We start from the raw sequence: 24,185 nt of genomic DNA, 5'->3' as shown, positions 1-24,185 counted from the left end.
GAAGGGCGAGCGGATCGTCTACATCCGCACGCTGATCTCCGGCGGCAAGGGCAGCGAGTCCGGACGGGCCATCGACACGATCTCCAACACCGGGCAGTACCTGTAGCGATATCTCCTTGAGCCCACCCGCAATGATGTGCGGGTGAGTGGTTGGCGGGCGCGGCTGCGAGCCCTGGCTATCGATCTGGGGCCGCTGCGCCGCCACCGGGACTTCCGGCTGCGCACGATAGCCGCCAGCGTGTCCAGCTTCGGCGCGTTCTTCACGATGATCGCGGTACCGATCCAGATCAAGCAGCTGACCGGCTCCACGGTGGCGGTAGGTCTGGTCGGCGCCGTCGAGTTCATCCCGATCGTCGCCGTCGGGCTGCTCGGCGGGGCGATCGCCGACCGGTTCGACCGCCGCACGGTGGTGCTGATCTCCGAGCTCGGGGCGCTGGCCTGCACGCTGGTGCTGCTGGTGAACTCGCTGCTGCCGCACCCGGAGTTGTGGGTCATCTACGTGGTGGCAGCCGGCGCCGTCTCGGCCGACGCGATGCAGCGGCCCAGCCTGGATGCGATGCTGCCGCGGTACGTGCCACACGCCGAGATCCCGTCGGCGAGCATGGCGAACAACCAGGCCTGGGGGCTGGCCAACATCGCCGGCACCGTCCTCGGCGGGGTGCTGGCCAGCGTCAACATCAGCCTTGCCTACACCGTGGACGTGGCCAGCTTCGCAGTCTCGCTGCTGGTGTTCCTCCGGCTCAGCCCGCTGCCCAGGACCCTGGGCACCGTGGTTCCCGGCGTCCGGGCGACGCTGGGCAGCGTCGGGGAGGGCATCCGGTATGCGGCCGGGCGCAAGGACCTGCTCGGCACCTACCTGATCGACACGATCGCCATGATGACGGCGATGCCGGTGGCGCTGTTCCCGTTCTTCGCCGCCGAGCTGAACGCCCCGCACGCGATCGGCCTGCTGTACGCGGCGGACTCGGTGGGCGCGCTGGTGGCCGGCGCGCTGTCCGGGTGGGTCCGCCGGGTGCACCGGCACGGCCTGGCCATCATCGTCGCGGCGCTGTGCTGGGGGGCGTCGATGGGGCTGGCCGGCCTGATGCCGAACCTGGGCCTGGTGCTGGTGCTGCTGGCCTGCGCCGGGGCCGCCGACATGGTCTCGGGCACCTTCCGCGGAGTGATCTGGGACCAGACCATCCCCGACGAGCTGCGCGGCCGGCTGGCCGGCATCGAGCTGCTGTCCTACTCGATCGGCCCGACCCTGGGCAATGCCCGGGCGGGGTTCATGGCGGTCGGCGGGATCCGGTTCGCCATCGCCGGTGGTGGCCTGATGTGCGTGCTCGGGGTCGGCGCGGCGGCAGCGGCGCTGCCCCGGTTCCGCTCCTACGACAGCCGCACCGATGAGTTCGTGCGTGCCGAGAAGGAGCGGCGCGGCGCCCTCAGGGCCAGCAGCACTACTCCGCCGAGCGGCCCGAGCACGTAGCCTTGCTGCATGAGCGAGCATCGCAGTGAGCGCCGGCGAGTGATGAGCGCTCGCGCCAAGGGCCAGGGGGACTCATGAGCGAGCATCGCAGTGAGCGCCAGCGAGCGATGAGCGCTCGGGCGAAGAGCCAGGGAGACGCATGAGCGTCACCCGGGTGATGGGCACCGAGGTCGAGTACGGGATCAGCCTGCCCGGCAACCCCAATGCCAACGCGATGCTGCTGTCGGCGCAGGTGGTCAACGGCTACGCCTCGCTGCTGCCCGGAGGCCGCCGCCGGCGCCCGGGCTGGGACTTCGAGGAGGAGTCGCCGCTGCGCGATGCCCGCGGCTTCGACCTGTCCGGCCCGAACAACGTCGCCGAGCAGTTCCTCGACGACGAGGAGGACGCCGGCCTGGCCAACGTGGTGCTGCCCAACGGCGCCCGGCTCTACGTCGACCACGCCCACCCGGAGTACTCCACTCCGGAGGTCACCTCGCCGCTGGACGTGGTCCGGTTCGACAAGGCCGGCGAGCTGGTGATGACGGCAGCGGCCCGGCAGGTCGAGCGGCTCAGCGGCACCACCATCACGCTGTACAAGAACAACACCGACAACAAGGGTGCCTCCTACGGCGCGCACGAGAACTACCTGATGAGCCGGCAGACCCCGTTCTCCTCGATCGTCAGCCAGCTCACCCCGTTCTTCGTCACCCGCCAGGTGGTCTGCGGGGCCGGCCGGGTCGGCATCGGCCAGGACGGTCACCAGCACGAGTTCCAGATCAGCCAGCGGGCGGACTTCTTCGAGGTCGAGGTGGGGCTGGAGACCACCCTGAAGCGGCCGATCATCAACACCCGGGACGAGCCGCACGCCGACGCCGAGAAGTACCGGCGGCTGCACGTGATCCTGGGCGATGCCAACCTCGCGGAGCTCTCGACGTTTCTCAAGGTCGGCACCACCTCGCTGGTGCTGGCGATGATCGAGGATCGCTGGCTCAGCGACGACCTGAGGATCAGCGAACCCGTGCGCGAGCTGCGCGCGGTCAGCCATGACCCGTCGCTGCGGCACGTCATGCGGTTGCACGACGGCCGGACGGTGACCGCTCTGCAACTGCAGGGGGAGTACCTGGAACGGGCCTCCAAGTACGTCGATGACCGCTGGGGCAGCGATGTCGACCCGCAGACCGCGCAGGTCCTCGCCGAGTGGGAGTCGGTGCTGGCCAGGCTCGCCGAGGACCCGATGTTGCTGGCCGGCGAGCTGGACTGGGTGGCCAAGCTGAGGTTGCTGAACGGCTTCGCCGAGCGCGACCGGCTGGACTGGTCCTCGCCGCGGCTGCACGCCATCGACCTGCAGTACGCCGACATCCGGCCCGGCAAGGGCTTGTTCCACCGGCTCGTCGAGCGCGGTTCGATGCGCACCCTGATCGATCCGGACGAGGCCGTCAGGGCGATGAACTCCCCGCCCACCGACACCCGGGCCTACTTCCGCGGTGAGTGCCTGCGCAGGTACCCCGACGCGGTGGCGGCGGCGTCCTGGGACTCGGTGATCTTCGACGTCGGGCAGCAGTCGCTGGTCCGGGTGCCCACCCTGGAACCGCTGCGGGGATCGCGGGCGCACGTGCAGGAACTGCTTGACCGGTGCCCGACCGCGCAGTCGCTGGTGCAGGAACTGCTTGGCCGTTAACTTCCGCTATGCCGATATTTACAGCCAATTGCAGGTCCGCACGGCAGCACGGCCGGTCGAACTACTAGTGTTCCAGGAGTACTCGCCGCCGGGCGGGTCTGCGGAGGTAATCATGGCCAGTCACGAGGGTGGGCAGTCCCGGCCCGCCAAGCAGCGCGCGGATGTCGACGAGGTAGCCGAGGACACCAGCACCGACGTCGCCGAGCGCCACGAGAAGCTCAGCGACGACGTCGACGCGATCCTGGACGACATCGACGAGGTGCTGGAGACCAACCCTGAGGACTTCGTCCGGAGCTTCGTGCAAAAGGGCGGCCAGTGAGTTCTCCGCACGGCGACAAGACTCATGGACTCCTGCGCTACGCGACCGCTCCCGGCTCGTCGTCCTTCGTCGAGTTCATCTCAGCGGCCGCGGCTGAACTGCTGCCCGGCCACCGGGCGCACACCATGACGGGCTCCGCGACCGCCCCGCAGTCCATCCACGCGACGACGATCGTCGCGGCCACCTTCAACGGCGGCGTGATCATGGCCGGCGACCGCCGGGCCACCATGGGCAACCTGATCGCCCAGCGCGACATCGAGAAGGTCTTCGCCGCCGACGAGTACTCCCTGGTCGGCATCGCGGGGACCGCCGGCATCGCGATCGAGCTGGTCCGGCTGTTCCAGGTGGAACTGGAGCACTACGAGAAGATCGAGGGGACCGCGCTCACCCTCGATGGCAAGGCCAACCGGCTGGCGACGATGATCCGGGGCAATCTAGGCGCGGCCATGCAGGGGCTGGCGGTGGTCCCGCTGTTCGCCGGCTATGACATCGACAGCGCGGCGACCGAAGGCTCGGCCGGCGCCGGCCGGATCTACAGTTACGACGTCACCGGCGGCCGGTACCCGGAGCAGTACTACCACTCGGTGGGCTCGGGCTCGGTGTTCGCCAAGAGCGCGCTGAAGAAGCTCTGGCGCCCGCAACTGAGCGAGGACGAGGCGGTCGCGATCGTCGTCGAGTCCCTCTACGACGCGGCCGACGACGACTCCGCTACCGGTGGCCCGGACCTGACCCGGCGGATCTACCCGGTCGTGTTCACCGCCACCGCCGACGGCACGCGCCGGGTCCCCGACACCAGCCTGGACGCCGTGGTCCGCGCGCTGCTGGACCGCCGGGCGTCGGCGACAGGCTCCTGAGCCACCGGGCGCCGCCGCTGCCAGCTCCTCGACCCTACGAACCGGAGAACATCCATGTCGATGCCGTTCTACGCCTCGGCCGAGCAGATCATGCGCGACCGGTCGGAATATGCCCGCAAGGGGATCGCCCGGGGCCGCAGCGTGGTGGTGCTGACCTACGCCGACGGTGTGCTGTTCGTCGCCGAGAACACCAGCTCGGCATTGCACAAGGTGTCTGAGATCTATGACCGGATCGGCTTCGCGGCGGTCGGCAAGTACAACGAGTTCGAGAACCTGCGGGTCGCCGGCATCCGGCTGGCCGACCTGCGCGGCTATTCCTACGACCGCCGCGACGTCACCGCCCGGGCGCTGGCCAACGCCTATGCCCAGACGCTCGGCTCGATCTTCACCGAGCAGCAGAAGCCCTACGAGGTCGAGCTGTGCGTCGCCGAGGTCGGATCGTCGGCGGCGGATGACCAGCTCTACCGGCTCTCCTACGACGGCACCATCGTCGACGAACCGAACTTCCTGGTGATGGGCGGGCAGGCCGAGACGGTGGCGAACGCGCTCAAACAGTCCTTCCAGGCGGGCATGTCGCTGGCCGACGCGGTGTCGGTCGCGGTCGCGGCGCTCGGCTCGGTCGGTGGCGAGGGGGGTGCGAACCGGGTGCTGGTGGCCGACAGCCTCGAGGTCGCGGTGCTGGACCGTAATCGGGGCAACCGAAAGTTCCGGCGTATCCTCGGTGCCGCGTTGAGCAGCCTGCTGCCCGGCAACGGCACGGCCGATTCCAGCACTGCCACCGGTGGAGGGCCTGCCGAGGGTGCCGGCACGGGCGGCCTGGGCACTGCCGATGAGGGCGCCGGAGCCGACACGCCGCCGACGCCGGCTGAGCCCGACCAGTCCTGACCCGCGGTTCGCCGGCGCCGCTGCCGGTCAGCCGGCCACCACGTCGTCGCCCGAGAGGGTCACCTTCACCTGGGACAGCGGCCGCTGCGCCGGGCCGTGGATGACGTTGCCCGTGGTCGCGTCGAACACCGAGCCGTGGGTCGGGCACCTGAATTCCTTGCCGACCGGTGCCACTATAGAGCCCTGGTGCGTGCAAATGGCGCTGAACGCGGCGACCGTGGTTTCGGTCGGCCGGGCGATGACGATGGGCTTGCCGTCGGCGCCCTTCGCCGAGACCGCCTCGCCGACCTTGATGTCGGACAGCTTTGCCAGCGCGCCGCCGCCTGCGGTCGCGGGGCTGGTCGGGGCACCGGAACCGGCGCGCGAGCAGGCCACCAGGGCGAGGCATGGGATGCCGATGGCACCGGCCGCCAGCAGGTCGCGGCGGCTGACCCCCGGCACCGTCGAGCGGTCGTTCTCCTGCGCTGTGCTCATCCATTGGCTCCAAACTTGTGCGCGTCGCCGTGCTCCTCACAACAGCCAACGCAGAGCGCACCCGATCGGTTCAGACGGGTGCAGGATTGAACCGTCCGGGCGGCCCAGCCGTATCCAACGGCGAGGCCACCCGCCGACCACCACCGTCCAGAACCAGGAGAGCCCATGCCGGCCGATCGCAGCGCGGTCGAGGAGCGTGAGTTCATGCAGGCCCTGCATGACGAGCACGCCGCGGCGCTGTGGGCCTTCGCCGTCCGGCTGACCGGCGGGGACCGGCAGGCTGCCGAGGACGTCGTGCAGGAGACCCTGCTGCGGGCCTGGCGCAACCCCGACAGCCCCGCCTTCACCGCTGAGCAGGCGGGGTCGGCCCGGGGCTGGCTCTACACGGTGGCCCGCCGGATCGTGATCGACGAATGGCGGGCGCGCAGCGCCCGGCCGGAGCGGCTGGTCGCCGCGGTGCCCGAGTCCGCGGTGGCCGATCACACCGACGCGCTGGTCGAGTCCCGGCTGATCGCCGACGCGCTGTTGCGGCTGAGTCCCGAGCACCGGGCGGTGCTGGTGGAGCTGTTCTACCGGCGCTCCAGCGTGCGGGAGGCCGCCCAGCAGCTGCAGATCGCCGAGGGGACCGTGAAGTCCCGTTCGCACTACGCCCTGCGGGCCCTGAAGCTGGCCCTCAACGAGATCGGAGCGGTGCCGTGACCGGCCCGGGTCAGCACGACGAGGACGCCGGATTCGGTGGCCGGTCCGAGGGCGATGCCATGCTCGCCCGCGCCGCCGCCGAGCATGGCCGGTTCGAGTTCGACGACGCCGCCTACCTGCTGGGCGCACTGGACGCCGAGCAGCGCGAGGCGTACGAGCGGCACTTGCGGGACTGCCCGATCTGCCGGGACCGGGTAGCCGAGTTCGCCGAGTTGCCGGAGGTGCTGGCCCGCGCCGACGTCTCGGCGTGGGAGCCGGAACCGCCACCGGACACGCTGCTGCCCAGGCTGCTGCGCCAGGTCGCGGCCAGCCGGCGGCAACGGGCCCGGCGGGTCGGTGCGCTCGCGGTGGCGGCGGCCTGCCTGCTCGCCCTGCTGAGCACCGGTGGGGTGCTGGCCTGGCAGCACACGCACCAGCCGCGGACCCTGGCGATGCAGCCGGTCGGGCCGAACGCCGCGGGCGTGCACGCCACCGTGCGGCTGGCCGGTTCCGGCTCCACGACCCGGGTCACGCTGGTCTGTGGCTATCCCGGCCACTACGGCAGCTACCCCAAGGACGACGCCCCGTCCTACCGGATGGTGATCTTCAACCGCCGGGGTGACATGGTCGACCTGGGCAGCTGGACGCCGCAGCCGGACGAGGACGTCCAGATCACCAGGACCAGCCCCTGGCCGCGGCAGAACATCGGCCGAATCGAGGTCTCGGACGACCACGGCCGCACGGTGTTGCTCCTGCGCTTGTAGAAGCGGCGAAAATCCGATACAGATCGCGCAACCGATGACGCGCATCCGGCCCCAACGCTGACTAGGCTGGGCCCGTGCAGCGACGTATCTTCGGCATCGAGAACGAATACGGTGTGACCTGCACCTTCGAAGGTCAACGCCGGCTCAGCCCTGACGAGGTGGCCCGCTACCTGTTCCGGCGGGTGGTGAGCTGGGGCAGGTCCTCCAACGTCTTCCTGCGCAACGGCGCCCGGCTCTACCTCGACGTCGGCAGCCACCCCGAGTACGCCACCGCGGAGTGCGACTCGCTGGCCCAGCTCGTGGCCCACGACAAGGCCGGCGAGCGGATCCTGGAGGGCCTGCTCGTCGACGCCGAGCGCCGGCTGCGCGAGGAGGGCATCGCCGGGGACATCTACCTGTTCAAGAACAACACCGACTCGGCGGGCAACTCCTACGGCTGCCACGAGAACTTCCTGGTCGCCCGGCACGGCGAGTTCAGCCGGATGGCCGACGTGCTGATCCCGTTCCTGGTGACCCGGCAGCTGATCTGCGGCGCCGGAAAGGTGCTGCAGACGCCCCGGGGCGCGGTGTACTGCCTGAGCCAGCGGGCCGAGCACATCTGGGAGGGCGTTTCCTCGGCCACCACCCGGTCCAGGCCCATCATCAACACCCGGGACGAGCCGCACGCCGACGCCGAGCGGTACCGGCGGCTGCACGTCATCGTCGGTGACTCCAACATGAACGAATCCACCACCCTGCTCAAGGTGGGCAGCGCCGACCTGGTGCTGCGGATGATGGAGCAGGGCATCACCTTCAAGGACCTGACCCTGGAGAACCCGATCAGGGCGATCCGGGAGATCAGCCACGACCTGACCGGCAGCCGCCAGGTGAAGCTGGCCAACGGCCGGCTGGCCAGTGCGGCCGAGATCCAGCGGGAGTACTTCGAGAAGGCCCGGACGTTCGTCGACGCCACCGGTTCGGACCCGATCACCGAGCAGGTGCTGGACCTGTGGGGCCGGACCCTGAAGGCGGTCGACTCCGGGGACCTGAGCCTGATCGACCGCGAGATCGACTGGGCCACCAAGTACCAGCTGCTGGAGCGCTACCGCGCCCGGTATGACCTGCCGCTGTCGTCGCCGCGGATCGCCCAGCTCGACCTGACCTATCACGACATCCGTCGCGACCGCGGCCTGTACTACCTGCTGGCCAACCGCGGCGCGGTCACCAGGGTGACCTCCGACCTGGCGGTGTTCGAGGCCAAGAGCGTCCCGCCGCAGACCACCCGGGCCAAGCTGCGCGGGGAGTTCATCAAGCGCGCGCAGGAGACCCGGCGCGACTTCACGGTGGACTGGGTCCATCTCAAGTTGAACGACCAGGCGCAGCGCACCGTGCTGTGCAAGGACCCGTTCCGGGCGGTAGACGATCGGGTCGAGAAGCTGATTGCCTCGATGTGAACGGCCAGGTTCGACGGACCGGGCACCCGGACCGGGGTGGCGCACCACCGCCCAGGCGCGGGCGTCGCCTACCGTTGTCGGACATGGCAGCGCGTCGGCAGCAACGACTGGTCAATCTGGTGCTGTGCCTGCTCTCCACCCGGCAGTACATCACCGCCGAGCGGATCCGGGACACCGTCGAGGGCTACGAGGTGTCCGAGGACTCCACCAATCCGGACGAGGCCTTCAAGCGCAGCTTCGAACGGGACAAGGCGGAGCTGCGCGAACTGGGCATCCCGCTGGAGACCGGCCGTAACTCCGTCTTCGACACCGAGGACGGTTACCGGATCGCCCGGCAGGACTTCGAGCTGCCGCCGATCGACTTCACCGCCGACGAGGCGGCCGCGGTGGGTCTGGCCGGCCGGCTGTGGAGCACCGCGTCGCTGGCCACCGAGGCCCGGACCGCCCTGATCAAGCTGCGCGCGGCCGGGATCGAGATCGAGGAACCGCCCGGCGCGGACGCGCTGCCCCCGCTGCCGGGCAACGAGCCGGCGTTGCCGGACCTGATCGCGGCGGTGTCCGAACGCCGGGTCGTGCAGTTCGGCTACCGCAAGCAGTCGGCCCCGGCGGCGGAGAAGCGGACCGTGGAACCGTGGGGCGTGCTGTCCTGGCGCGGCCGGTGGTACGTGGTCGGGCATGACCGGGGCCGCGGCGACATGCGCAGCTTCCGGCTGGACCGCGTCGTCGGCGAGGTCAGGACGCTGGCCGGTGCCGCCGAGACCAGCCGCCCGGACGGCCTGGACATGCTGGAGCTGGTGCGCGGAGCCAACCATCAACCCGACCAGCTGGCCAGCGTGCGGGTCGTCCCCGGCCGTGGCGGCCAGCTGCGGCGGCTGGCCCGGCAGGTGCGCAGCACCCCCGAGGGTGAGGTCCTGACGCTGGACTACCGCGACCTGGACCGGCTGGCCGGGCTGGTCGCCGGGGCCGGCGCGGAGGCGGTGGCACTGGAACCCCCGGAACTGGTGTCTGCGGTGATCAGGTTGCTCTCCGGCGTCACCGGCGGCTCACCGGAGGCCCTCGCCCGGGCTCCCTACGGCCGCGATGGGATGGCCGGCGCCGAGGCAGCGGCCGCCGGGTCCGGTGTCGCGCTGACCGGCGGTACGGCGCTGACCGGCGGTACGGCGCTGACCGGCGGCGGTGGCCGGTGACCGACACCGGCGACAAGGTGTCCCGGCTGCTGGCCCTGGTGCCCTACATCGTCAACCAGGGGGTGGCCTCGATCAGCGAGACGGCGGCCGCCTTCGGCATCGGCGAGGCCCAGCTTCGCAAGGAGCTGGAGATGCTGTGGCTGTGCGGGCGCAGCTCCGGGCCCGAGGACCTGATCGACCTGATGTTCGAGGGCGACACGGTGTCGGTCACCTATGACGGCGGACTGAGCCGGCCGCTGAAGCTGACCGCGACCGAGGCGATGACGCTGGCGGTCGCCTTGCGCACCCTGACCGACGTGCCGGGCGCGGACCAGGGCGGCGCGGCGGAGCGGGCGCTGACCAAGATCGAGGCAGCCGCCGGTCAGCACCTGGACGCCGATGCGGTGGACATCCGGCTCACCGTGCGGGACCGCTGGCTGACCCTGGCCCAGCAGGCCGTCGAGCAGAAGCGCGCCCTGGAGCTGGACTACTACTCGGCCAACCGGGACGAGACGACGCACCGGGTGATCGACCCGGTGCGGGTCTTCGTCGCCGACGGCATCGGGTACCTGGAGGCATGGTGCCGGCGTGCCGAGGCCATGCGGATCTTCCGGCTGGACCGGTTCGAGGACGCCCGGTTGCTCGACGAGCCGGCCAACCCCCCGGCCGATGTGACGCTGGCCGACGTCAGCGCCGGGGTGTACCGGCCGGCGCCGGAGCACCTGCTGGTCGAGCTGCGGCTGGGCCCCGGCTGGGAGTGGGTGAGTGACTACTACCCCTGCGAGTCGGTGGAGTCGGCCGGCGCCCCGCACCAGCTGACGCAACGGGTGACCCTGCGGGTGGCCAACCCGGCCTGGGTGGCGGCCCTGGTCCGGCGTTCCGGGGGAGCGGTCACCGTGCTGGCCCCGGATTGGCTGGCCCGCGACGTCGAGACCTCGGCCGCACAGGCGCTGGCCGCCTACGGCGAACAGTAAGCTCCCCAGTCATGCAGGCATGGATCGTTGTGGGCGCGTGGGCCTTCGCCGTCGTGTTCGCCGTGGTCGTGCTCGGCTTCGCCGGCTATGAGATCACCTGGAAGACCCGGCGGCTGGCCGCCGAGCGGGCCAAGCTCGAGCAGGTGGCGGCCGAGCTGGCCAGGACGGGAGCCCAACTGCAGGCCGCGGCGGAAAGGTTTCGATGATCCGGCCGCTCAGGCGTTCGGCCAAGGCCAACCCCGAAGGCCGGATGTCGGTCCTGGACCATCTGCGGGAGCTGCGCAGGCGGCTGGTCGTCGTCATGATCATCGTCGCGCTCGGCGCGATCGTCGGCTGGCTGGTCTACAACCCGCTGCTGACGCTGCTGAAACAGCCGTACTGCAACGTTCCGTACGAGCATCGCCTGGGTGCACTCGACCAGAGCGCCGCGCAGTGCAAGCTGCTGTTCCGGGCGCCGCTGGACGGCTTCACGATCCGGCTCAAGGTCTCGGTGGTGGCCGGCGCCGTGCTCACCGCACCGCTGTGGCTCTACCAGGTGTGGGCCTTCGTCACGCCGGGCCTGCGCAGGAACGAGAAGCGCTGGACGGTCACCTTCGTGTCGATGTCCACGGCGCTGTTCGCAGCCGGGATGGCGTTGGCCTACTTCACCCTCTACAAGGGCCTGGACGTGTTGATCACCCAGGCCGGCGCGGGAACCCAGGCCGGCTTGGACGTGACCTCCTACATCTCCTTCGTGATCCTGATGCTCACCATCTTCGGCGCGTCCTTCGAACTGCCGCTGCTGATCGTGATGCTCAACCTCGTCCGGGTGCTGCCGTTCTCGTTGCTCAAGCGCGGCCAGCGGCTGGGGATCTTCCTGATATTCCTGTTCGCCGGGGTGGCGACCCCGTCCACCGACCCGTTCACGATGGCCGCGATGGCGCTGCCGATGTGCCTGCTGTTCGAGCTGGCGGTGCTGTGGTGCTTCCTGCACGACCGGCGGCGGGCCCGGCGGGAGGCGGCGGCCGAGGCCGAGCAGCTGCCTGACGACGTCGCGTCGTTCGTGGAGCCGCTGCCCGAGCAGCTGCCCCCGACCGGCCGGCCGGGCAGTTCGGAATGGAGCGAGCTGCCCTGAGCCCGGACCGGGCATGCCGGTGGCACGCGATGCCGGCCGGCTCAGGCAGGATGGTTAGGTGTCGAATACCACCGCTCCGCAATCCTCCGACCAGCCACCGGCCGCCGGGGCTGACGGCTTCACCCCGGACCCCGCTCGCTGGAAGGCGCTGGCGGTGTGCCTGGTCGGCGGGTTCATGGTGCTGCTGGACGTCTCGATCGTCAACGTCGCGCTGCGCTCGATCAACGTCGGGCTGCATGCCTCCGGTGACGCCATCCAGTGGGTTCTCTCGGGCTATTCGCTGACCTTCGGGCTGCTGCTGGTGCCGGCCGGCCGGCTCGGTGACGCCCGCGGCCGGCGCCGGCTGTTCATCTTCGGCATGTTGGCCTTCACGTTCACCAGCGTGCTGTGCGGGGCGGCGCTGAACCCGACCTGGCTGGTGATCGCCCGGCTGAGCCAGGGCCTGGCCGCCGGCCTGCTCACGCCCCAGATCAGCGCGCTGATCCAGCAACTGTTCCGCGGCCGCGAGCGCGGCAAGGCCTTCGGCCTGTTCGGTGCCATGGTCGGCATCTCGACGGCTATGGGGCCGGTGATCGGCGGCCTGCTGATCCAGATCTTCGGCGAGTCCGACGGCTGGCGCTGGGTGTTCTTCGTCAACCTGCCGATCGGCCTGCTCACGGTGCCATTCGCGATGCGGCTGCTGCCGCAGGCCTCGGCCGAGCAGCGCGGCCGGCAGCACGACCTGGACCTGGTCGGGGTGCTGCTGCTCGGTGCCGGGGTGGTCGTGCTGCTGCTGCCGTTCGTGCAGGAGCAGCAGTGGAAGGGCAACGCGAAGTGGCTGCTGGTACCGCTGGCCGCGCTGCTGCTGGCCGGTTTCCTGGCCTGGGAGGTGCGCTACCGCAACCGGGGCCGGGAGTCCCTGGTCGACCTCGGACTGTTCCGCCGCAGGTCCTTCTCCTTCGGCACGTCCATGATCACCATCTACTTCGCCGGCTTCACCTCGCTGTTCTTCGTCCTGACGCTGCTGTTGCAGTTCGGCCTGGGCTACTCGGCGCTGCTGGCCGGCGTCGTCACCCTGCCGTTCGCCCTCGGGTCCGGGCTTTCGGCAGGGGTGTCCGGCCGGGTGGTGCACCGGTTCGGCCGGGGACTGGTGATGGCGGGCCTCGGCCTGGTGGTGCTCGGCTACCTCGGGGTGATCCTGGTGGTCCGCGAGGTGCCTGCCCACACCACCGGCTGGGCGCTGATCGCGCCGCTGCTGGTCGGGGGCATCGGTTCGGGGCTGGTCATCTCGCCGAACCAAACCCTGACGCTGTCGGAGGTGCCGGTCGCCCAGGGTGGCACGGCCGGCGGGCTGATCCAGGTGGGCCAGCGGATCGGGGCGGCGATCGGCATCGCCGCCGTGGGGTCGGTGTTCTACGCGCAGCTCTCGGCCAGCCACGGCAGCTACAGCCGCGCCCTGCAGCACGGCCTGCTGGTGGCGGTGCTGTTCCTGATCCTGGCGCTGGCGCTGGCAGTGGGCGACGCGCTGCTGCGCGACCGGCCGACCGGCGCCGACCTGGCCGCTGACGGCGGGGCCCGCGCGCTCGCCTGAGACGCGGTTGACGCCGGGAGGCTGCCCGGCGGTTGCCAGGCGGTTGACGCGGGGAGTTGCCCGGCGGTTGACGCGGGGAGTTGCCCGGCGGTTGAGGGGGGATTTGCCCGGCGGCAGCAAGGGGTGTCGAACTAGGAATCGATAACCTGTTCGATTATGCTTCTGTCATGAGGCACTCAGGCCAGCGGACGGAGAACCGGCCAATCGTCGGCGAGGCCCGGTGACCGAGCCCGTGCCTACCCCGGCCGGTCATCGCGCGGCCCGCCGCGAGCGCGCGGTGGCCGGCCGGTCGGCGACGCTCGTCGCCGCGGGGCCGGGCCGGTGCGTCCTGGTGGTACTGCTGCCCAGCGCCGATGCCGCCACCATCCTGTTGCTGTGCGAGGAGGCGGCCGAGCTGACGGGCTAAGCCACCTACCCAGCCGCTCCAGCGGCCGCTCGGCGCCGGGAAGCTGCTCGCCTCGGCCCGTATCCTGGAAGTATGTCCTCGCCGGCGCAGCGGTACGCCCAGTCTCGTCAGCGGACCAAGTACCCGAGGGCGACCGCGTTCCAGGGTGAGTACAGCTTCGAGCTCGACGACTTCCAGGTGCAGGCCTGCCAGTCCCTCGAGGACGGCTACGGAGTGCTGGTGTGCGCGCCGACCGGCGCCGGCAAGACCGTGGTCGGCGAGTTCGCGATCTACCTCGCCCTGGCGGTCGGGCAGAAGTGCTTCTACACCACACCGATCAAGGCACTGTCCAATCAGAAGTACAACGACCTGCTGCAGCGCTACGGCCCGGCCAACGTCGGGCTGCTGACCGGCGACAACGCGATCAACCCGTACGCGCCGATCGTGGTGATGACCACCGAGGTGCTGCGCAACATGCTCTACGTCGGCAGCGACGCCCTGACCGGCCTCGGCTTCGTCGTGATGGACGAGGTGCACTACCTCGGCGACCGGTTCCGGGGAGCGGTCTGGGAAGAGGTGATCATCCACCTGCCCGACTCGGTCCGGTTGATCTCCTTGTCGGCGACGGTGTCCAACGCCGAGGAGTTCGGCGACTGGCTGGTCGAGGTCCGCGGCGACACCCGGGTCATCGTGCACGAGGAGCGGCCGGTGCCGCTGTGGCAGCACATGCTGGTCGGCAGCCGGATGTTCGACCTGTTCGCCGACACCGAGCCGGCGCAAGGCGGTGCTAGCGGTGCTGTCAACGACGGCGCGCAGAACAGCGCGCATGACAGTGTCAGGGTCGATCCGACGCTGCTGCGCTACGTCCGGGACCGGATGCGCACCACCGAACTGGCCGGCCCGCGCCATCCGGGCGGGCGGGACCGCTACCGGGGCGGCCCGGGGGTGCGCTGGCGGCCGCCGTCGCGTCCGGACGTGATCAGCCGGCTGGACCGGGAGGGCCTGCTCCCGGCGATCACCTTCATCTTCAGCCGGGCCGGTTGCGACGCCGCGGTGCGGCAGTGCGTCGCGGCCAACCTGCGGCTCACCACGGACGACGAGCGCGAGGACATCCGGCTGCTGGTGGAGAACCGGACTGCGAACCTGGCCGCCGAGGACCTGGACGTGCTCGGCTACTGGGAGTTCTCCGAGGGGCTGCAGCGCGGCATCGCCGCCCACCACGCCGGCATGATCCCGGCGTTCAAGGAGGTCGTGGAGGAGTTGTTCGTCCGGGGCCTGGTGCGGGTGGTCTTCGCCACCGAGACCCTGGCGCTGGGCATCAACATGCCGGCCCGCACCGTCCTGCTGGAACGGCTGGTGAAGTTCAACGGCGAGACCCATGCCGACCTGACACCGGGGGAGTACACCCAGCTCACCGGCCGGGCGGGCCGGCGCGGCATCGACGTCGAGGGCCACGCGGTGGTGCAGTGGAGCCCCGAGATCGACCCGGCACGGGTGGCCGGGCTCGCCTCGACCCGTACCTACCCGCTGCGCTCGTCGTTCCGGCCGTCCTACAACATGGCGATCAACCTGGTGTCCCAGGTGGGCCGCGACACCGCTCGCGCCCTGCTGGAATCCTCGTTCGCGCAGTTCCAGGCCGACCGGTCGGTGGTCGGGCTGACCCGCCAGATCGCCCGCAACGAGAAGGCGCTGGCCGACTTCGAGAACCGGATGCACTGCCACCTGGGCGACTTCGCCGAGTACCAGGAGCTGCGCACCCGGCTCTCCGAGCGAGAGCGGGCGCTGTCCCGCAAGGGCGTGTCCGACCGCCGGGCCGCGGTCGTGCAGTCGCTGGAGGCGCTGTCGGCCGGCGACGTGATCCGGATCCAGTCCGGCCGGCGCGCCGGCCTTGCCGTGGTGATCGATCCGGGAACCTCACCGATCGCCGACCCGCGCCCCCTGGTGGTCACCGAGGACCGCTGGGCGGGCCCGGTCACCCTGCTGGACTTTCCGCACGCCGTCGAGGTGCTCGGCCGGCTGCCGATCTCCAAGCACTTCAACCACCGCAGCCCGGCCGCCCGCAAGGACGTCGCCTCCTCGATCCGCAACCTGCGCATCGATGACTCCCAGGGTTCGCGACGGCGCCGCGACCGCAACGGCACGGCCGACGATCCGGAGCTGGCCAGCCTGCGGGCGGCCCTGCGCGCCCACCCCTGCCATGGCTGCCACGACCGCGAGGAGCACGCCCGGTGGGCCGAGCGGGCCTCGCGGCTGCGCCGGGAGAACGACGTCCTGCGCCAGCGTGCCGAGGGTCGCACCCACTCGCTGTCGCGGACCTTCGACCAGGTCTGCGCGCTGCTCACCGAGCTGGGCTACATGAGCCCGGCCGCCGAGGACGGGGACACCATCACCACGGCCGGGCGGCAGCTGTCGCGGATCTGGTCGGAGTCGGACCTGCTGATCGCCGAGTGCCTGCGCGCCGGGGCCTGGTCCGGGCTGAACGCCGCCGAGCTCGCCGGGGTCTGCTCGGCCATGGTCTACGAGGCCCGCCGGGACGAGCCGTCGGCGCCGAAGCTGCCCAGCGGCCCGTTGCGCGACGCGCTGCGCGACACCATGCGGCTGTGGGCCGAGGTCAGCGAGCGGGAGGGGGGCCACAACCTGCCGCTGTCCCGGGAACCCGACCTCGGCTTCGTCTGGGCCAGCTACCGGTGGGCCAAGGGCGACTCGCTGGACCGGGTGTTGAGCTCGATGTCCGATGACGGCACCGGGTTGCCGGCCGGTGACTTCGTCCGCTGGATGCGCCAGCTGCTCGACCTGCTGGAACAGCTCGCCCGGGCCGACGCGATCGACCCCGGCATCCGGGCGACCGCGGCGGCGGCCTGCGCGGCGCTGCGGCGCGGCGTGATCGCCCAGCAGCTGTAGGCCCGCCTATCTGATCGGCTTTGGTCCTCTGCTCAGAGCATGACATTCCCACTCTGGCTGGGATGTCAATTAATGGTCCGAATGCTGTGAAGCCGAAAATTTAGCGGGCTTTGATCTTCCTGGAGGACAGCAACGCTTCTCCACCTGTCTGCTTGGTGGTGGCCGAGAACCTTGAGTTGGGCAAGATCACCCCGGCGTTACGTCCCGCGTCGGCTACCCGCTTCACGTTGACGTCCGTCACAGTGCCCGACTTGCGGTCCAGCTTCTCGATCAACTGGGCGGCCAGCGCCTGGGCACGTGTGACTTTCACCGTGCGTGGCTTCGCTTCGCTCATGCCTCAGTCCCCTCGGTCGGCTGTTGCCGTTCGACTTCCAGTATGAACTCTTGACCGGCGATTGTCTCCAGCAATGGCTGGAGGTAGCTCTGGAGCCAGCTCCGCAGAAGCCGACGGTGCGGTTCTGACACGAAGTTCGATGCACGGCCCACCATGGCGAGCTGACGGACCAGAGTGTCTGACGGGGAGTGGGGATCCGCCGAAACAATCTGGAGGACGGCGTGTGCTGCCTCCGCGCGACGCATGCCGTCGAGCGCGTCGTGGCGGGTCCTGCGGAGGGACGGACTCATCCGCTGCCACCCGTCGCCGCCACTTCGTCGGGCCCGTTGAGCTCGTCGGGATCGATGTCTGCTTCCAGAACGAGCGCTGCCATAACCGCGTTGGCGACATCGCGATCGTCCTGCTGTGCCAGCTCGGAGTCGAGCAGCTGATTCAGGGCGAGGACGCCAACTTCTTGCCTGCGCTCCTCGGAATCCAGGGCGAGGTCGATGGCCCACTGGGTCCGCCTCCACCATTCGGTCCGGCGGGCGGCTTGGTCAACCTTGGTGGTGGAGCGGAAGCCATTGCGCATGACGAAGAACGCAACGACGACCGTCAGAACGCCGATGCCCAGCTGCACCCAAACTGCCGGAGTCCAAGTCGTCGAGCTGGCTCCCGGGGAGGGCGTGGCTGGTGATGTACTCACAGCTGGAGCAGCCAGGTAACTGGGCGCGGCGAAGTGACCGAGCACGACAACAGACATGCCCGCAGTGTGTCAGCCCCCACTGTCACTTCTGGGGAGATCACCCATAGCTCGATTGTCGTCAATCGGTCGCTGCTCAGCCATGCCCGGCCACCTTGGCGAGGGCGGTCGTCAGCCGCTCCATCGCGCTGGAGATGCCGAACCGCTCGCCCAGGGCGGCGAGCATCTCCGGATCGGCCGGCGTGGCGGGGATGGCCGTGGTCAGCTCGTCCACCGGGACGTCCAGGCGCCCCCGGACCACCGCCGGGGCTACCGCCAGGTAGTCCAGCGATGCCAGCACCTTCACCCGCACCGAGCTGCTCATCGCCTTGTCACCGGACTTCGCGGCCGCCACGATCTGCTCGATCGTGCCGAACTGGGCGACCACCGTCGCCGCGGTCTTGGCCCCGATGCCCGCCACCCCCGGCAGCCCGTCCGACGGGTCGCCGCGCAGCATCGCGAAGTCGGCGTAGTGCCCGGCCGGCACGCCGTACTGGGCCTGCACCTCCTCGGGCGTGAACGCCACGATGTTGCTGATGCCCTTGCCGGTGTAGAGCACCCGGACCCGCTCGGTGGTCAGGTCGATCAGGTCGCGGTCCCCGGACACCACGTCTACCTCGACGCCACGCTCGTCGTAGCGGTGTGCCAGCGTCGCGATCACGTCGTCGGCCTCGAACCCGTCGGCGCCGACCGAGCACAGGCCGGCCGCCTTGAGCACCGCCAGCAGCACCGGCACCTGCGGCTCGAGCAGGTCCGGAACGACCTCCACGTCCGGGGTGCCGCTGCCGGTGGTGTACTCCACCCGGTGCGCCTTGTACGAGGGCAGCAGCGCCACCCGGAACGCCGGGCGCCAGTCGTAGTCCAGGCACGCGACGAAGTCGGTGGGCCGGTAGCGGGTGATCAGGGTCGAGACCATGTCGGTGAAGCCGCGGACGGCGTTGACCGGCATCCCGTCCGGGGCGGTCACCGTGTCGGGCACGCCGTAGAAGGCACGGAAGTACAGGCTGGCAGAGTCCAGCAGCATCACGCGGGTCACCCGGCACACGATAACTTCCGCACGCGATAGCGTCGTGGCATGGTGTGCGTGATCGGCGAAGCCCTGATCGATCTGGTGATGGACCCGGCGTCCGTGGCCTCGGCGGGGCCCAAGACCTACCTGGCCCATCCGGGCGGCAGCCCGTTCAACGTCGCGATCGGCCTGGCCCGGCTCTCCCAGCCGTCCCGGTTGCTGGCGCGGCTCTCCGAGGACGCGTTCGGCAGGCAGCTTCGCCGGCACGCCGAAGCCAACGGCGTCGACCTGTCCTACGCCGTCAGCGCCCCGGAGTCCAGCACGGTCGCGGTGGTCAGCCTGGACGCCGACCGCAACGCCAGCTACGACTTCTACCGCACCGGCACCGCGGACTGGCAGTGGCGCACCGCCGAACTGGACCGGATGCCGGCCGACACCTCCTGGATCCATACCGGCTCGCTGGCGTCCTGGACCGAGCCCGGCGCCGCCGTGATCGCCGAGCAGCTGCGCAGGCGCCGCGGCGAGCAGCCGGTGGTGATCAGCTATGACCCCAACATCCGGCCGGCCCTGCTGCCCGACCACCAGGCGGCGGTCGATCAGGTCGAGGCGATGGTGGAACTCTGCGACGTGGTCAAGGCCTCCGCCGAGGACCTGGACTGGCTCTACCCGGGCGAGGACACCGATAACGTACTGCGACGCTGGCAGACGCTCGGAGCCTCGGTCGTGGTGATGACCGACGGCGGCCGGGGAGCCCACTTCCTGACCGGAAAGGAGATCGGCACGGTGCCGGCCCGCCCCGTGCAGGTCGTGGATACGGTCGGCGCCGGCGATGCGTTCATGGCTGGGCTGATCAACGCGCTGATCGCCGCCGGTTACGCCGGAACCGGTGTGGCACCGTCCGTGGGTTCAGCACCGGGTTCGGTGCCGCCCGCGCATTCAGCACCGGATGCGGATTCAGCACCGGATGCGGATTCAGCGCCGGATCCGGTGGCGGCCGCGGTCGCTGAGGCGATCCTGGTGGCGGCGCTGACCTGTGCCCGGGCCGGTGCCAACCCGCCCACGGCGGCTGAGCTGGCCGCCGCGCAGGCGTCCGGCTAGCGGTCACCGCTCCAGCCGGCTCGCTCAGCGGTGTGCCCGAACCCGGCGGTCAGCGCCGGTCACTCACAAGGCGCGTCTGTCACCGGTGGCACCGGATCCGCGTACACGCTGGCCGAGGCCACCGTGCTGCCGCGGACGATCAGCTCGGTGTCGAGCACCACGTCGGTCGGCTCGGCGTCCTTGACCAGCGCCGTCAGCAGCGACTGGGCCAGCAGCGCGCCCTGCTCGCCGACGGGCTGGCGGATGGTGGTCAGATCCATCAGGTCGGCGGTGGCGTGGTCGTCGAAGCCGATCACCGCGATGTCCTCGGGCACCCGCAAACCCGAGCGCCGGATCGCCCGGATCGCGCCGTAGGCCATCTCGTCGGACTCGGCGAACACCGCGGTCGGCCGCTCACCCATCTGCAACAGGTGCAGCATCGCGGCCTCGCCGCCTTCGACGGTGAAGTAGCCCAGGCATTCCAAGCCCTCCGGCGGGGTGACACCGGCGGCCAGCATCGCCTCCCGGTAGCCGGTACCGCGGTGGTGCGGGGGAGTGAAGCGCATCGGGTCATCGGTGTCGCCGCCGATCAGCGCGATCCGCCGGTGGCCCAGGGACAGCAGGTGCTCCACCGCGGTCCGGGCCGCTGCCTCGTCGTCGATCCGGACCGAGGACAGCCCCGGGTGCTTCACGCCGAGCACTCCTACCGGCAGCTCCAGGGTGTTCAGCGCGGCCACCTCGTCGTCGGTGAGCGCCAGGCTGACCACCAGCACCGCATCGACCCGCTTGCGCACCGGCAGCACCGAGAAGAACCGTTCGCGGCCGTCGCTGTCGCCCAGGTTGTGCAGCAGCAGGTCATAACCGGCGGCGCTCAGCACCGACTCGACCGCGCCGAGCACCTCGGCGAAGAACCACCGGTTGACGAACGGGACGACCACGCCCAGGGTGGAGGACCGCCCGCTGGCCAGCCTGGCCGCGAACGGCGAGGCGACGTAGTCCAGTTCCTGGGCCGCCGCCAGCACCTTGTCCCTGGTGGCCGCGGCCACGTCGGGCAGCCCCCGCAGGGAACGCGACACGGTGGCTATCGACACACCCGCCAGCTTTGCAACGTCCTCGATACTGGCTGACATGGGGCAAGCCTCCTGAAAGTCTTTACAGCACCGTATTCGATGGGACACACCGGAGCCAGCGTCAGTGCCTCGACCCGCCACAGAACGGGCTGGCACACTCGCGTGGTGCGCACCTTGCTGACCAACGGGCGGATCTACAGCTCGTGGACGCCGAACGCCAGCGCGCTGCTGGTCTCCGGCGGCGAGGTGGCCTGGCTGGGCGATGACGCCTCGGCGGCGACCATGTCCTCGGACCGCACCGTTGATCTCGACGGAGCGCTAGTCATCCCGGCGTTCGTCGACGCACATTTTCACACCACTGACACCGGACTGTCACTGACCGGATTGGACCTGGGGTCGGCCGGTTCGCTGGCCGAGGCGCTGCGGGCGGTCGAGCGAGCCGCCCGTTCCAGCGGTGGCCGGCCGCTGCTGGGTGCCGGCTGGGACGAGACCCGCTGGCCGGAACGGCGGGCGCCGACCGCGGCCGAACTCGACCGGGCCAGCTACGGCGGAGTGGTGTACCTGGCGCGTACCGACGCCCATTCGGCAGTGGTGTCCTCGGCGCTGCTGGCCGCGGTGCCCGGGATCACCGGCCTGGACGGTTTCCACCCCGACGGCCGGCTCACCAAGGAGGCCCACCATGCCGCGCGGGCGGTCGCCCGGGCCACCATCACGGCCGGCCAGCGGGCCGAGCTGCAGCGGGTGGCCTTGCGGCACGCGGCGGCGCACGGAATAGCGGCCGTCCATGAGATGGCGGGTCCGGAGATCTCCAGTGCCGAGGACCTGGCGGGCCTGCTGGCCCTGGTGTCGGCTGGTCCGTCCGAGGGACCGTATCCGGAGGTCTTCGGGTACTGGGGCGAGCTGCGCGGGGCCGCGGCGGCTGCCGAGCTCGGGGCGGTCGGCGCGGGTGGCGACCTGTTCTGTGACGGATCGATCGGCTCGCACACCGCCGGCATGCTGCAGCCGTACGTCGATCTGCCGGCGAACCTGTCAACGGGGGCTGGCGAGCGCGGCTACCTGCGTTACGACACCGCCGAGCTGGCCGAGCACCTGATCGAGTGCACCGAGGCCGGTCTGCAGGGCGGATTTCACGCCATCGGCGATGCCGCCACCGACCAGGTCGTCGCGGCGATGCGGCTGGCCGCCGGGCGAGCGGGCTCCCGGGTTGCGGCCGCCGGGCACCGGATCGAGCACGCCGAGCTGATCAGCGACGTGCCGGCGCTGGCCGCCACCGGGCTGATCGCCTCCGTGCAGCCGGCCTTCGACGCCACCTGGGGCGGCGATTCCGGGATGTATGCCCAGCGACTGGGTGCCGAGCGGGCGCGCCGGCTCAATCCGCTGGCGGAGTTGGCCGCCGCCGGAGTGCCGCTGGCCTTCGGCGCTGACTCGCCGGTCACCCCGGTGGACCCGTGGGGCGCGGTGCGGGCCGCGGTCCAGCCGAGCAACCCGGCGCACGCCCTGAGCCCCCGAGCGGCTCTGGCCGCGCACACCCTGGGCGGCTGGCGGGCGGCCCGCGCGGACTCCGACGGCTCCGGCGTGCTGGCTCCGGGGGCACCGGCCAGCTATGCGGTCTTCGCCACCGGCCCGCCGGGCGGGGACGCCCGTGACGAGCGGCTGTCCCAGTCGGGCACTGACGAGCGCTCCGGCGTTGCGGCCCTGCCCGACCTGGCTGGCCTGCTGAAGGGCCGGGACCTGCCGCGGTGCCTGCGGACGGTGGTCCGGGGCCGGCAGGTCTTCGATTCGGGTGAGCTGCCATGAGCTACCGGTTGCTGCTGGCCGCCGTGGCCGGCCTGCTCGGCGCGGCGGCGTTCCCGAAGGTGGGGATCTGGCCACTGGCGTTCCTGTCGGTGGCGGGCCTGTCCGTCGCGGTGTCGGGCCAGCGGGCCCGCCGGGGTGCGCTGCTCGGGCTGGTGTACGGGGCCGGGCTGTTCCTGCCGATGCTGCACTGGACGGCAACCTACGTCGGCGCGCTGCCGTGGCTGATCCTGGTGTTCTCCCAGACCTGGTACCTCGGCCTGCTCGGAGCCGCGTTGCCGGTGGTCCAGCGCCACCGCTTCGGCGCGGTGGTCAGCGCGGCCCTGTGGGTGGTCGAGGAGGCGCTGCGGGACCGGCTGCCGTTCGGCGGCTTCCCGTGGGGCCGGTGGGCCTTCAGCCAGGCCCGGTCGCCGCTGAAGTGGTTCGCCGCAGTCGGCGGGGCGCCGCTGGTGAGCTTCGCGGTCGCGCTGATCGGCACCCTGCTGGCCGCCGCCATCCTGGGCCGGCGGCTGGACGGCGTGAACGGCCCGAACGGCTCCGGCGGTGACAGCGGCTCCGGCGGTGACAACGACCCGGTGCGGCGCGGCGGCCAGCTGGTGGCTGCCGTGCTGGTGGTGCTGATCGGCGGGTCACTGGCCTACCCGCTGCGCCCGGAGGCACATCCCAGCCGGAGCACCACCGTGGCGGCGATCCAGGGCAACGTGCCCGACCGTGGCCTGGAGTTCAACGCCCGCCGCCGCCAGGTGCTGGACAACCACGTGGCCCAGACGCTGAAGCTGGCCGCCGACATCAAGGCCGGCCGGCTGCCGCGCCCGAGCCTGGTGCTGTGGCCGGAGAACGCCTCCGACATCGACCCGACCACCAACCCCGACGCCGCCGTGGTGATCCAGCAGGCGGTCGACGCGGTGGGGGTGCCGGTCCTGGTGGGCGCCCTGATCGACGGTCCCGGTCCCTCGAGCGTCACCAACGCCGGCATCGTCTGGATGCCGTCCGCGTCGGCAGCTCCCGGCCCCGGGCAGCGGTACGTGAAGCGGCATCCGGTGCCGTACGGGGAGTACATCCCGCTGCGGTCGCTGGCCCGCGCGGTGAGCAGCAAGGTCGACCTGGTGGCCCGGGACATGGTCGCCGGCAAGGGCAACGGCCTGCTGACCCAGACCCCCTACCCGGTCGGGGACGTGATCTGCTTCGAGATCGCCTACGACTCGCTGGTGACCTCATCGGTGCGGGCCGGCGCCCAGTTGCTGGTCGTGCAGACCAACAACGCCACCTTCGGCCACAGCGCCGAGACCTACCAGCAGCTGGCGATGAGCCAGCTGCGGGCGGTGGAGCATGCCCGGACGGTCGTGCAGGTGGCCACCAGCGGCAAGTCCGCGATCATCGGGGCCGACGGCCGGGTGGTTGCCGAGTCGGGCCCGCTGTTCACCGCCGACGTGCTGGTCCGGACGGTGTCACTGTCCGGCTCGACTACGCTGGCCACCCGGACCGGCGCGGCTGCCGAGTGGATCCTGGTAGCACTGGGCCTGCTGGGGCTGGGGGTC

Annotated in this window: 23 protein-coding genes; 18 read left to right on the top strand and 5 right to left on the bottom strand. The window is 70.9% G+C overall.

The genetic code is table 11. From position 1 onward, the window contains the following. Positions 1-142: 142 nt before the first annotated feature. From VF542_RS20955 to prcA, 5 genes are all read left to right on the top strand, one after another. Positions 143-1,468: an MFS transporter gene (locus VF542_RS20955; protein ID WP_408653642.1), complete on the top strand. Its 1,326-nt coding sequence runs from the start codon at positions 143-145 to the stop codon at positions 1,466-1,468. 139 nt (positions 1,469-1,607) lie between these two features. Continuing rightward, positions 1,608-3,125 (top strand): depupylase/deamidase Dop, encoded by a 1,518-nt coding sequence (dop, locus tag VF542_RS20950; protein WP_408653641.1) that lies wholly within the window; start codon positions 1,608-1,610, stop codon positions 3,123-3,125. A gap of 112 nt (positions 3,126-3,237) precedes the next feature. Further along, the gene (locus VF542_RS20945) at positions 3,238-3,444 is read left to right on the top strand and encodes a ubiquitin-like protein Pup (protein ID WP_408653640.1); all 207 of its coding nucleotides are present in this window, start codon (positions 3,238-3,240) and stop codon (positions 3,442-3,444) included. Then, complete coding sequence (gene prcB / locus VF542_RS20940; protein ID WP_408653639.1) at positions 3,441-4,298, top strand: proteasome subunit beta; 858 nt, start codon at positions 3,441-3,443, stop codon at positions 4,296-4,298. Before VF542_RS20945 ends, prcB begins: the two co-directional genes overlap by 4 nt. A gap of 54 nt (positions 4,299-4,352) precedes the next feature. Next, positions 4,353-5,183 (top strand): proteasome subunit alpha, encoded by an 831-nt coding sequence (prcA, locus tag VF542_RS20935; RefSeq protein ID WP_408653638.1) that lies wholly within the window; start codon positions 4,353-4,355, stop codon positions 5,181-5,183. Positions 5,184-5,210: 27 nt separating this feature from the next. Here prcA and VF542_RS20930 read toward each other — a convergent pair whose 3' ends face one another. After that, entirely contained in the window at positions 5,211-5,657 is a 447-nt protein-coding gene (locus VF542_RS20930) for a ubiquinol-cytochrome c reductase iron-sulfur subunit (protein WP_408653637.1), read from the bottom strand. Positions 5,658-5,822: 165 nt separating this feature from the next. Between VF542_RS20930 and VF542_RS20925 the strand changes: the two genes are divergently transcribed. The 10 genes from VF542_RS20925 (at position 5,823) to VF542_RS20880 (ending at position 16,642) form a co-directional block, all read left to right on the top strand. Then, the gene (locus VF542_RS20925; RefSeq protein WP_408653636.1) at positions 5,823-6,356 is read left to right on the top strand and encodes a sigma-70 family RNA polymerase sigma factor; all 534 of its coding nucleotides are present in this window, start codon (positions 5,823-5,825) and stop codon (positions 6,354-6,356) included. Further along, positions 6,353-7,099: an anti-sigma factor family protein gene (locus tag VF542_RS20920; RefSeq protein ID WP_408653635.1), complete on the top strand. Its 747-nt coding sequence runs from the start codon at positions 6,353-6,355 to the stop codon at positions 7,097-7,099. Before VF542_RS20925 ends, VF542_RS20920 begins: the two co-directional genes overlap by 4 nt. A gap of 74 nt (positions 7,100-7,173) precedes the next feature. After that, entirely contained in the window at positions 7,174-8,532 is a 1,359-nt protein-coding gene (gene pafA, locus VF542_RS20915) for a Pup--protein ligase (protein ID WP_408653634.1), read from the top strand. 83 nt (positions 8,533-8,615) lie between these two features. Further along, entirely contained in the window at positions 8,616-9,719 is a 1,104-nt protein-coding gene (locus VF542_RS20910) for a helix-turn-helix transcriptional regulator (RefSeq protein WP_408653633.1), read from the top strand. Then, entirely contained in the window at positions 9,716-10,672 is a 957-nt protein-coding gene (locus VF542_RS20905; protein ID WP_408653632.1) for a helix-turn-helix transcriptional regulator, read from the top strand. The genes VF542_RS20910 and VF542_RS20905 overlap by 4 nt, the downstream gene beginning before the upstream one ends. An 11-nt stretch (positions 10,673-10,683) precedes the next feature. After that, positions 10,684-10,878 carry a hypothetical protein gene (locus tag VF542_RS20900; RefSeq protein ID WP_408653631.1) on the top strand — a complete coding sequence of 65 codons (195 nt, stop codon included), beginning with the start codon at positions 10,684-10,686 and terminating at the stop codon, positions 10,876-10,878. Next, a complete protein-coding gene (gene tatC, locus VF542_RS20895; RefSeq protein ID WP_408653630.1) occupies positions 10,875-11,786 on the top strand; it encodes a twin-arginine translocase subunit TatC in 912 nt (303 codons plus the stop codon). The genes VF542_RS20900 and tatC overlap by 4 nt, the downstream gene beginning before the upstream one ends. A gap of 58 nt (positions 11,787-11,844) precedes the next feature. Further along, on the top strand, positions 11,845-13,356 hold the full coding sequence (locus VF542_RS20890; protein WP_408653629.1) for an MFS transporter: 1,512 nt from the start codon (positions 11,845-11,847) through the stop codon (positions 13,354-13,356). 220 nt (positions 13,357-13,576) lie between these two features. Next, on the top strand, positions 13,577-13,762 hold the full coding sequence (locus tag VF542_RS20885) for a hypothetical protein (RefSeq protein ID WP_408653628.1): 186 nt from the start codon (positions 13,577-13,579) through the stop codon (positions 13,760-13,762). Positions 13,763-13,834: 72 nt separating this feature from the next. After that, on the top strand, positions 13,835-16,642 hold the full coding sequence (locus tag VF542_RS20880) for a DEAD/DEAH box helicase (RefSeq protein ID WP_408653627.1): 2,808 nt from the start codon (positions 13,835-13,837) through the stop codon (positions 16,640-16,642). A 100-nt stretch (positions 16,643-16,742) separates the two neighbouring features. Here the strand turns inward: VF542_RS20880 and VF542_RS20875 are convergent, their stop codons facing one another. From VF542_RS20875 to VF542_RS20865, 3 genes are all read right to left on the bottom strand, one after another. Beyond that, positions 16,743-16,976, bottom strand: coding sequence for a hypothetical protein (locus VF542_RS20875; RefSeq protein WP_408653626.1), 234 nt, complete (start codon positions 16,974-16,976; stop codon positions 16,743-16,745). 286 nt (positions 16,977-17,262) lie between these two features. Next, positions 17,263-17,595 carry a hypothetical protein gene (locus VF542_RS20870; RefSeq protein ID WP_408653625.1) on the bottom strand — a complete coding sequence of 111 codons (333 nt, stop codon included), beginning with the start codon at positions 17,593-17,595 and terminating at the stop codon, positions 17,263-17,265. A gap of 199 nt (positions 17,596-17,794) precedes the next feature. Beyond that, the gene (locus VF542_RS20865) at positions 17,795-18,733 is read right to left on the bottom strand and encodes a 5'-3' exonuclease (RefSeq protein ID WP_408653624.1); all 939 of its coding nucleotides are present in this window, start codon (positions 18,731-18,733) and stop codon (positions 17,795-17,797) included. 39 nt (positions 18,734-18,772) lie between these two features. Between VF542_RS20865 and VF542_RS20860 the strand changes: the two genes are divergently transcribed. Then, the gene (locus tag VF542_RS20860) at positions 18,773-19,804 is read left to right on the top strand and encodes a carbohydrate kinase family protein (RefSeq protein ID WP_408653623.1); all 1,032 of its coding nucleotides are present in this window, start codon (positions 18,773-18,775) and stop codon (positions 19,802-19,804) included. 59 nt (positions 19,805-19,863) lie between these two features. On the opposite strand, the gene VF542_RS20855 is transcribed toward VF542_RS20860, so the two are convergent. Beyond that, positions 19,864-20,913 (bottom strand): LacI family DNA-binding transcriptional regulator, encoded by a 1,050-nt coding sequence (locus VF542_RS20855; protein ID WP_408653622.1) that lies wholly within the window; start codon positions 20,911-20,913, stop codon positions 19,864-19,866. Between the two features lie 39 nt (positions 20,914-20,952). On the opposite strand from VF542_RS20855, the gene VF542_RS20850 reads away from it, so the two are divergent. After that, positions 20,953-22,650: an amidohydrolase gene (locus tag VF542_RS20850; RefSeq protein ID WP_408653621.1), complete on the top strand. Its 1,698-nt coding sequence runs from the start codon at positions 20,953-20,955 to the stop codon at positions 22,648-22,650. Then, positions 22,647-24,185 (top strand): apolipoprotein N-acyltransferase (gene lnt, locus VF542_RS20845; RefSeq protein WP_408653620.1); only part of this gene is annotated, 1,539 nt, incomplete at its 3' end. The genes VF542_RS20850 and lnt, both read left to right, overlap by 4 nt.

Source organism: Jatrophihabitans sp. (assembly GCF_036389215.1).
GTDB lineage: Bacteria > Actinomycetota > Actinomycetes > Mycobacteriales > Jatrophihabitantaceae > Jatrophihabitans_A.
This window is presented reverse-complemented; position numbering and strand designations above follow the sequence as displayed.

Excerpts from the sequence above, each read along its gene's own strand:
- dop (WP_408653641.1), top strand. The coding sequence starts at position 1,608 with ATGAGCGTCACCCGGGTGATGGGCACCGAGGTCGAGTACGGGATCAGC.
- VF542_RS20945 (WP_408653640.1), top strand. The coding sequence starts at position 3,238 with ATGGCCAGTCACGAGGGTGGGCAGTCCCGGCCCGCCAAGCAGCGCGCG.
- prcA (WP_408653638.1), top strand. The coding sequence starts at position 4,353 with ATGTCGATGCCGTTCTACGCCTCGGCCGAGCAGATCATGCGCGACCGG.
- VF542_RS20930 (WP_408653637.1), bottom strand. The coding sequence starts at position 5,657 with ATGAGCACAGCGCAGGAGAACGACCGCTCGACGGTGCCGGGGGTCAGC.
- VF542_RS20925 (WP_408653636.1), top strand. The coding sequence starts at position 5,823 with ATGCCGGCCGATCGCAGCGCGGTCGAGGAGCGTGAGTTCATGCAGGCC.
- VF542_RS20910 (WP_408653633.1), top strand. The coding sequence starts at position 8,616 with ATGGCAGCGCGTCGGCAGCAACGACTGGTCAATCTGGTGCTGTGCCTG.
- VF542_RS20900 (WP_408653631.1), top strand. The coding sequence starts at position 10,684 with ATGCAGGCATGGATCGTTGTGGGCGCGTGGGCCTTCGCCGTCGTGTTC.
- tatC (WP_408653630.1), top strand. The coding sequence starts at position 10,875 with ATGATCCGGCCGCTCAGGCGTTCGGCCAAGGCCAACCCCGAAGGCCGG.
- VF542_RS20880 (WP_408653627.1), top strand. The coding sequence starts at position 13,835 with ATGTCCTCGCCGGCGCAGCGGTACGCCCAGTCTCGTCAGCGGACCAAG.
- VF542_RS20875 (WP_408653626.1), bottom strand. The coding sequence starts at position 16,976 with ATGAGCGAAGCGAAGCCACGCACGGTGAAAGTCACACGTGCCCAGGCG.
- VF542_RS20860 (WP_408653623.1), top strand. The coding sequence starts at position 18,773 with ATGGTGTGCGTGATCGGCGAAGCCCTGATCGATCTGGTGATGGACCCG.
- VF542_RS20855 (WP_408653622.1), bottom strand. The coding sequence starts at position 20,913 with ATGTCAGCCAGTATCGAGGACGTTGCAAAGCTGGCGGGTGTGTCGATA.
- VF542_RS20850 (WP_408653621.1), top strand. The coding sequence starts at position 20,953 with ATGGGACACACCGGAGCCAGCGTCAGTGCCTCGACCCGCCACAGAACG.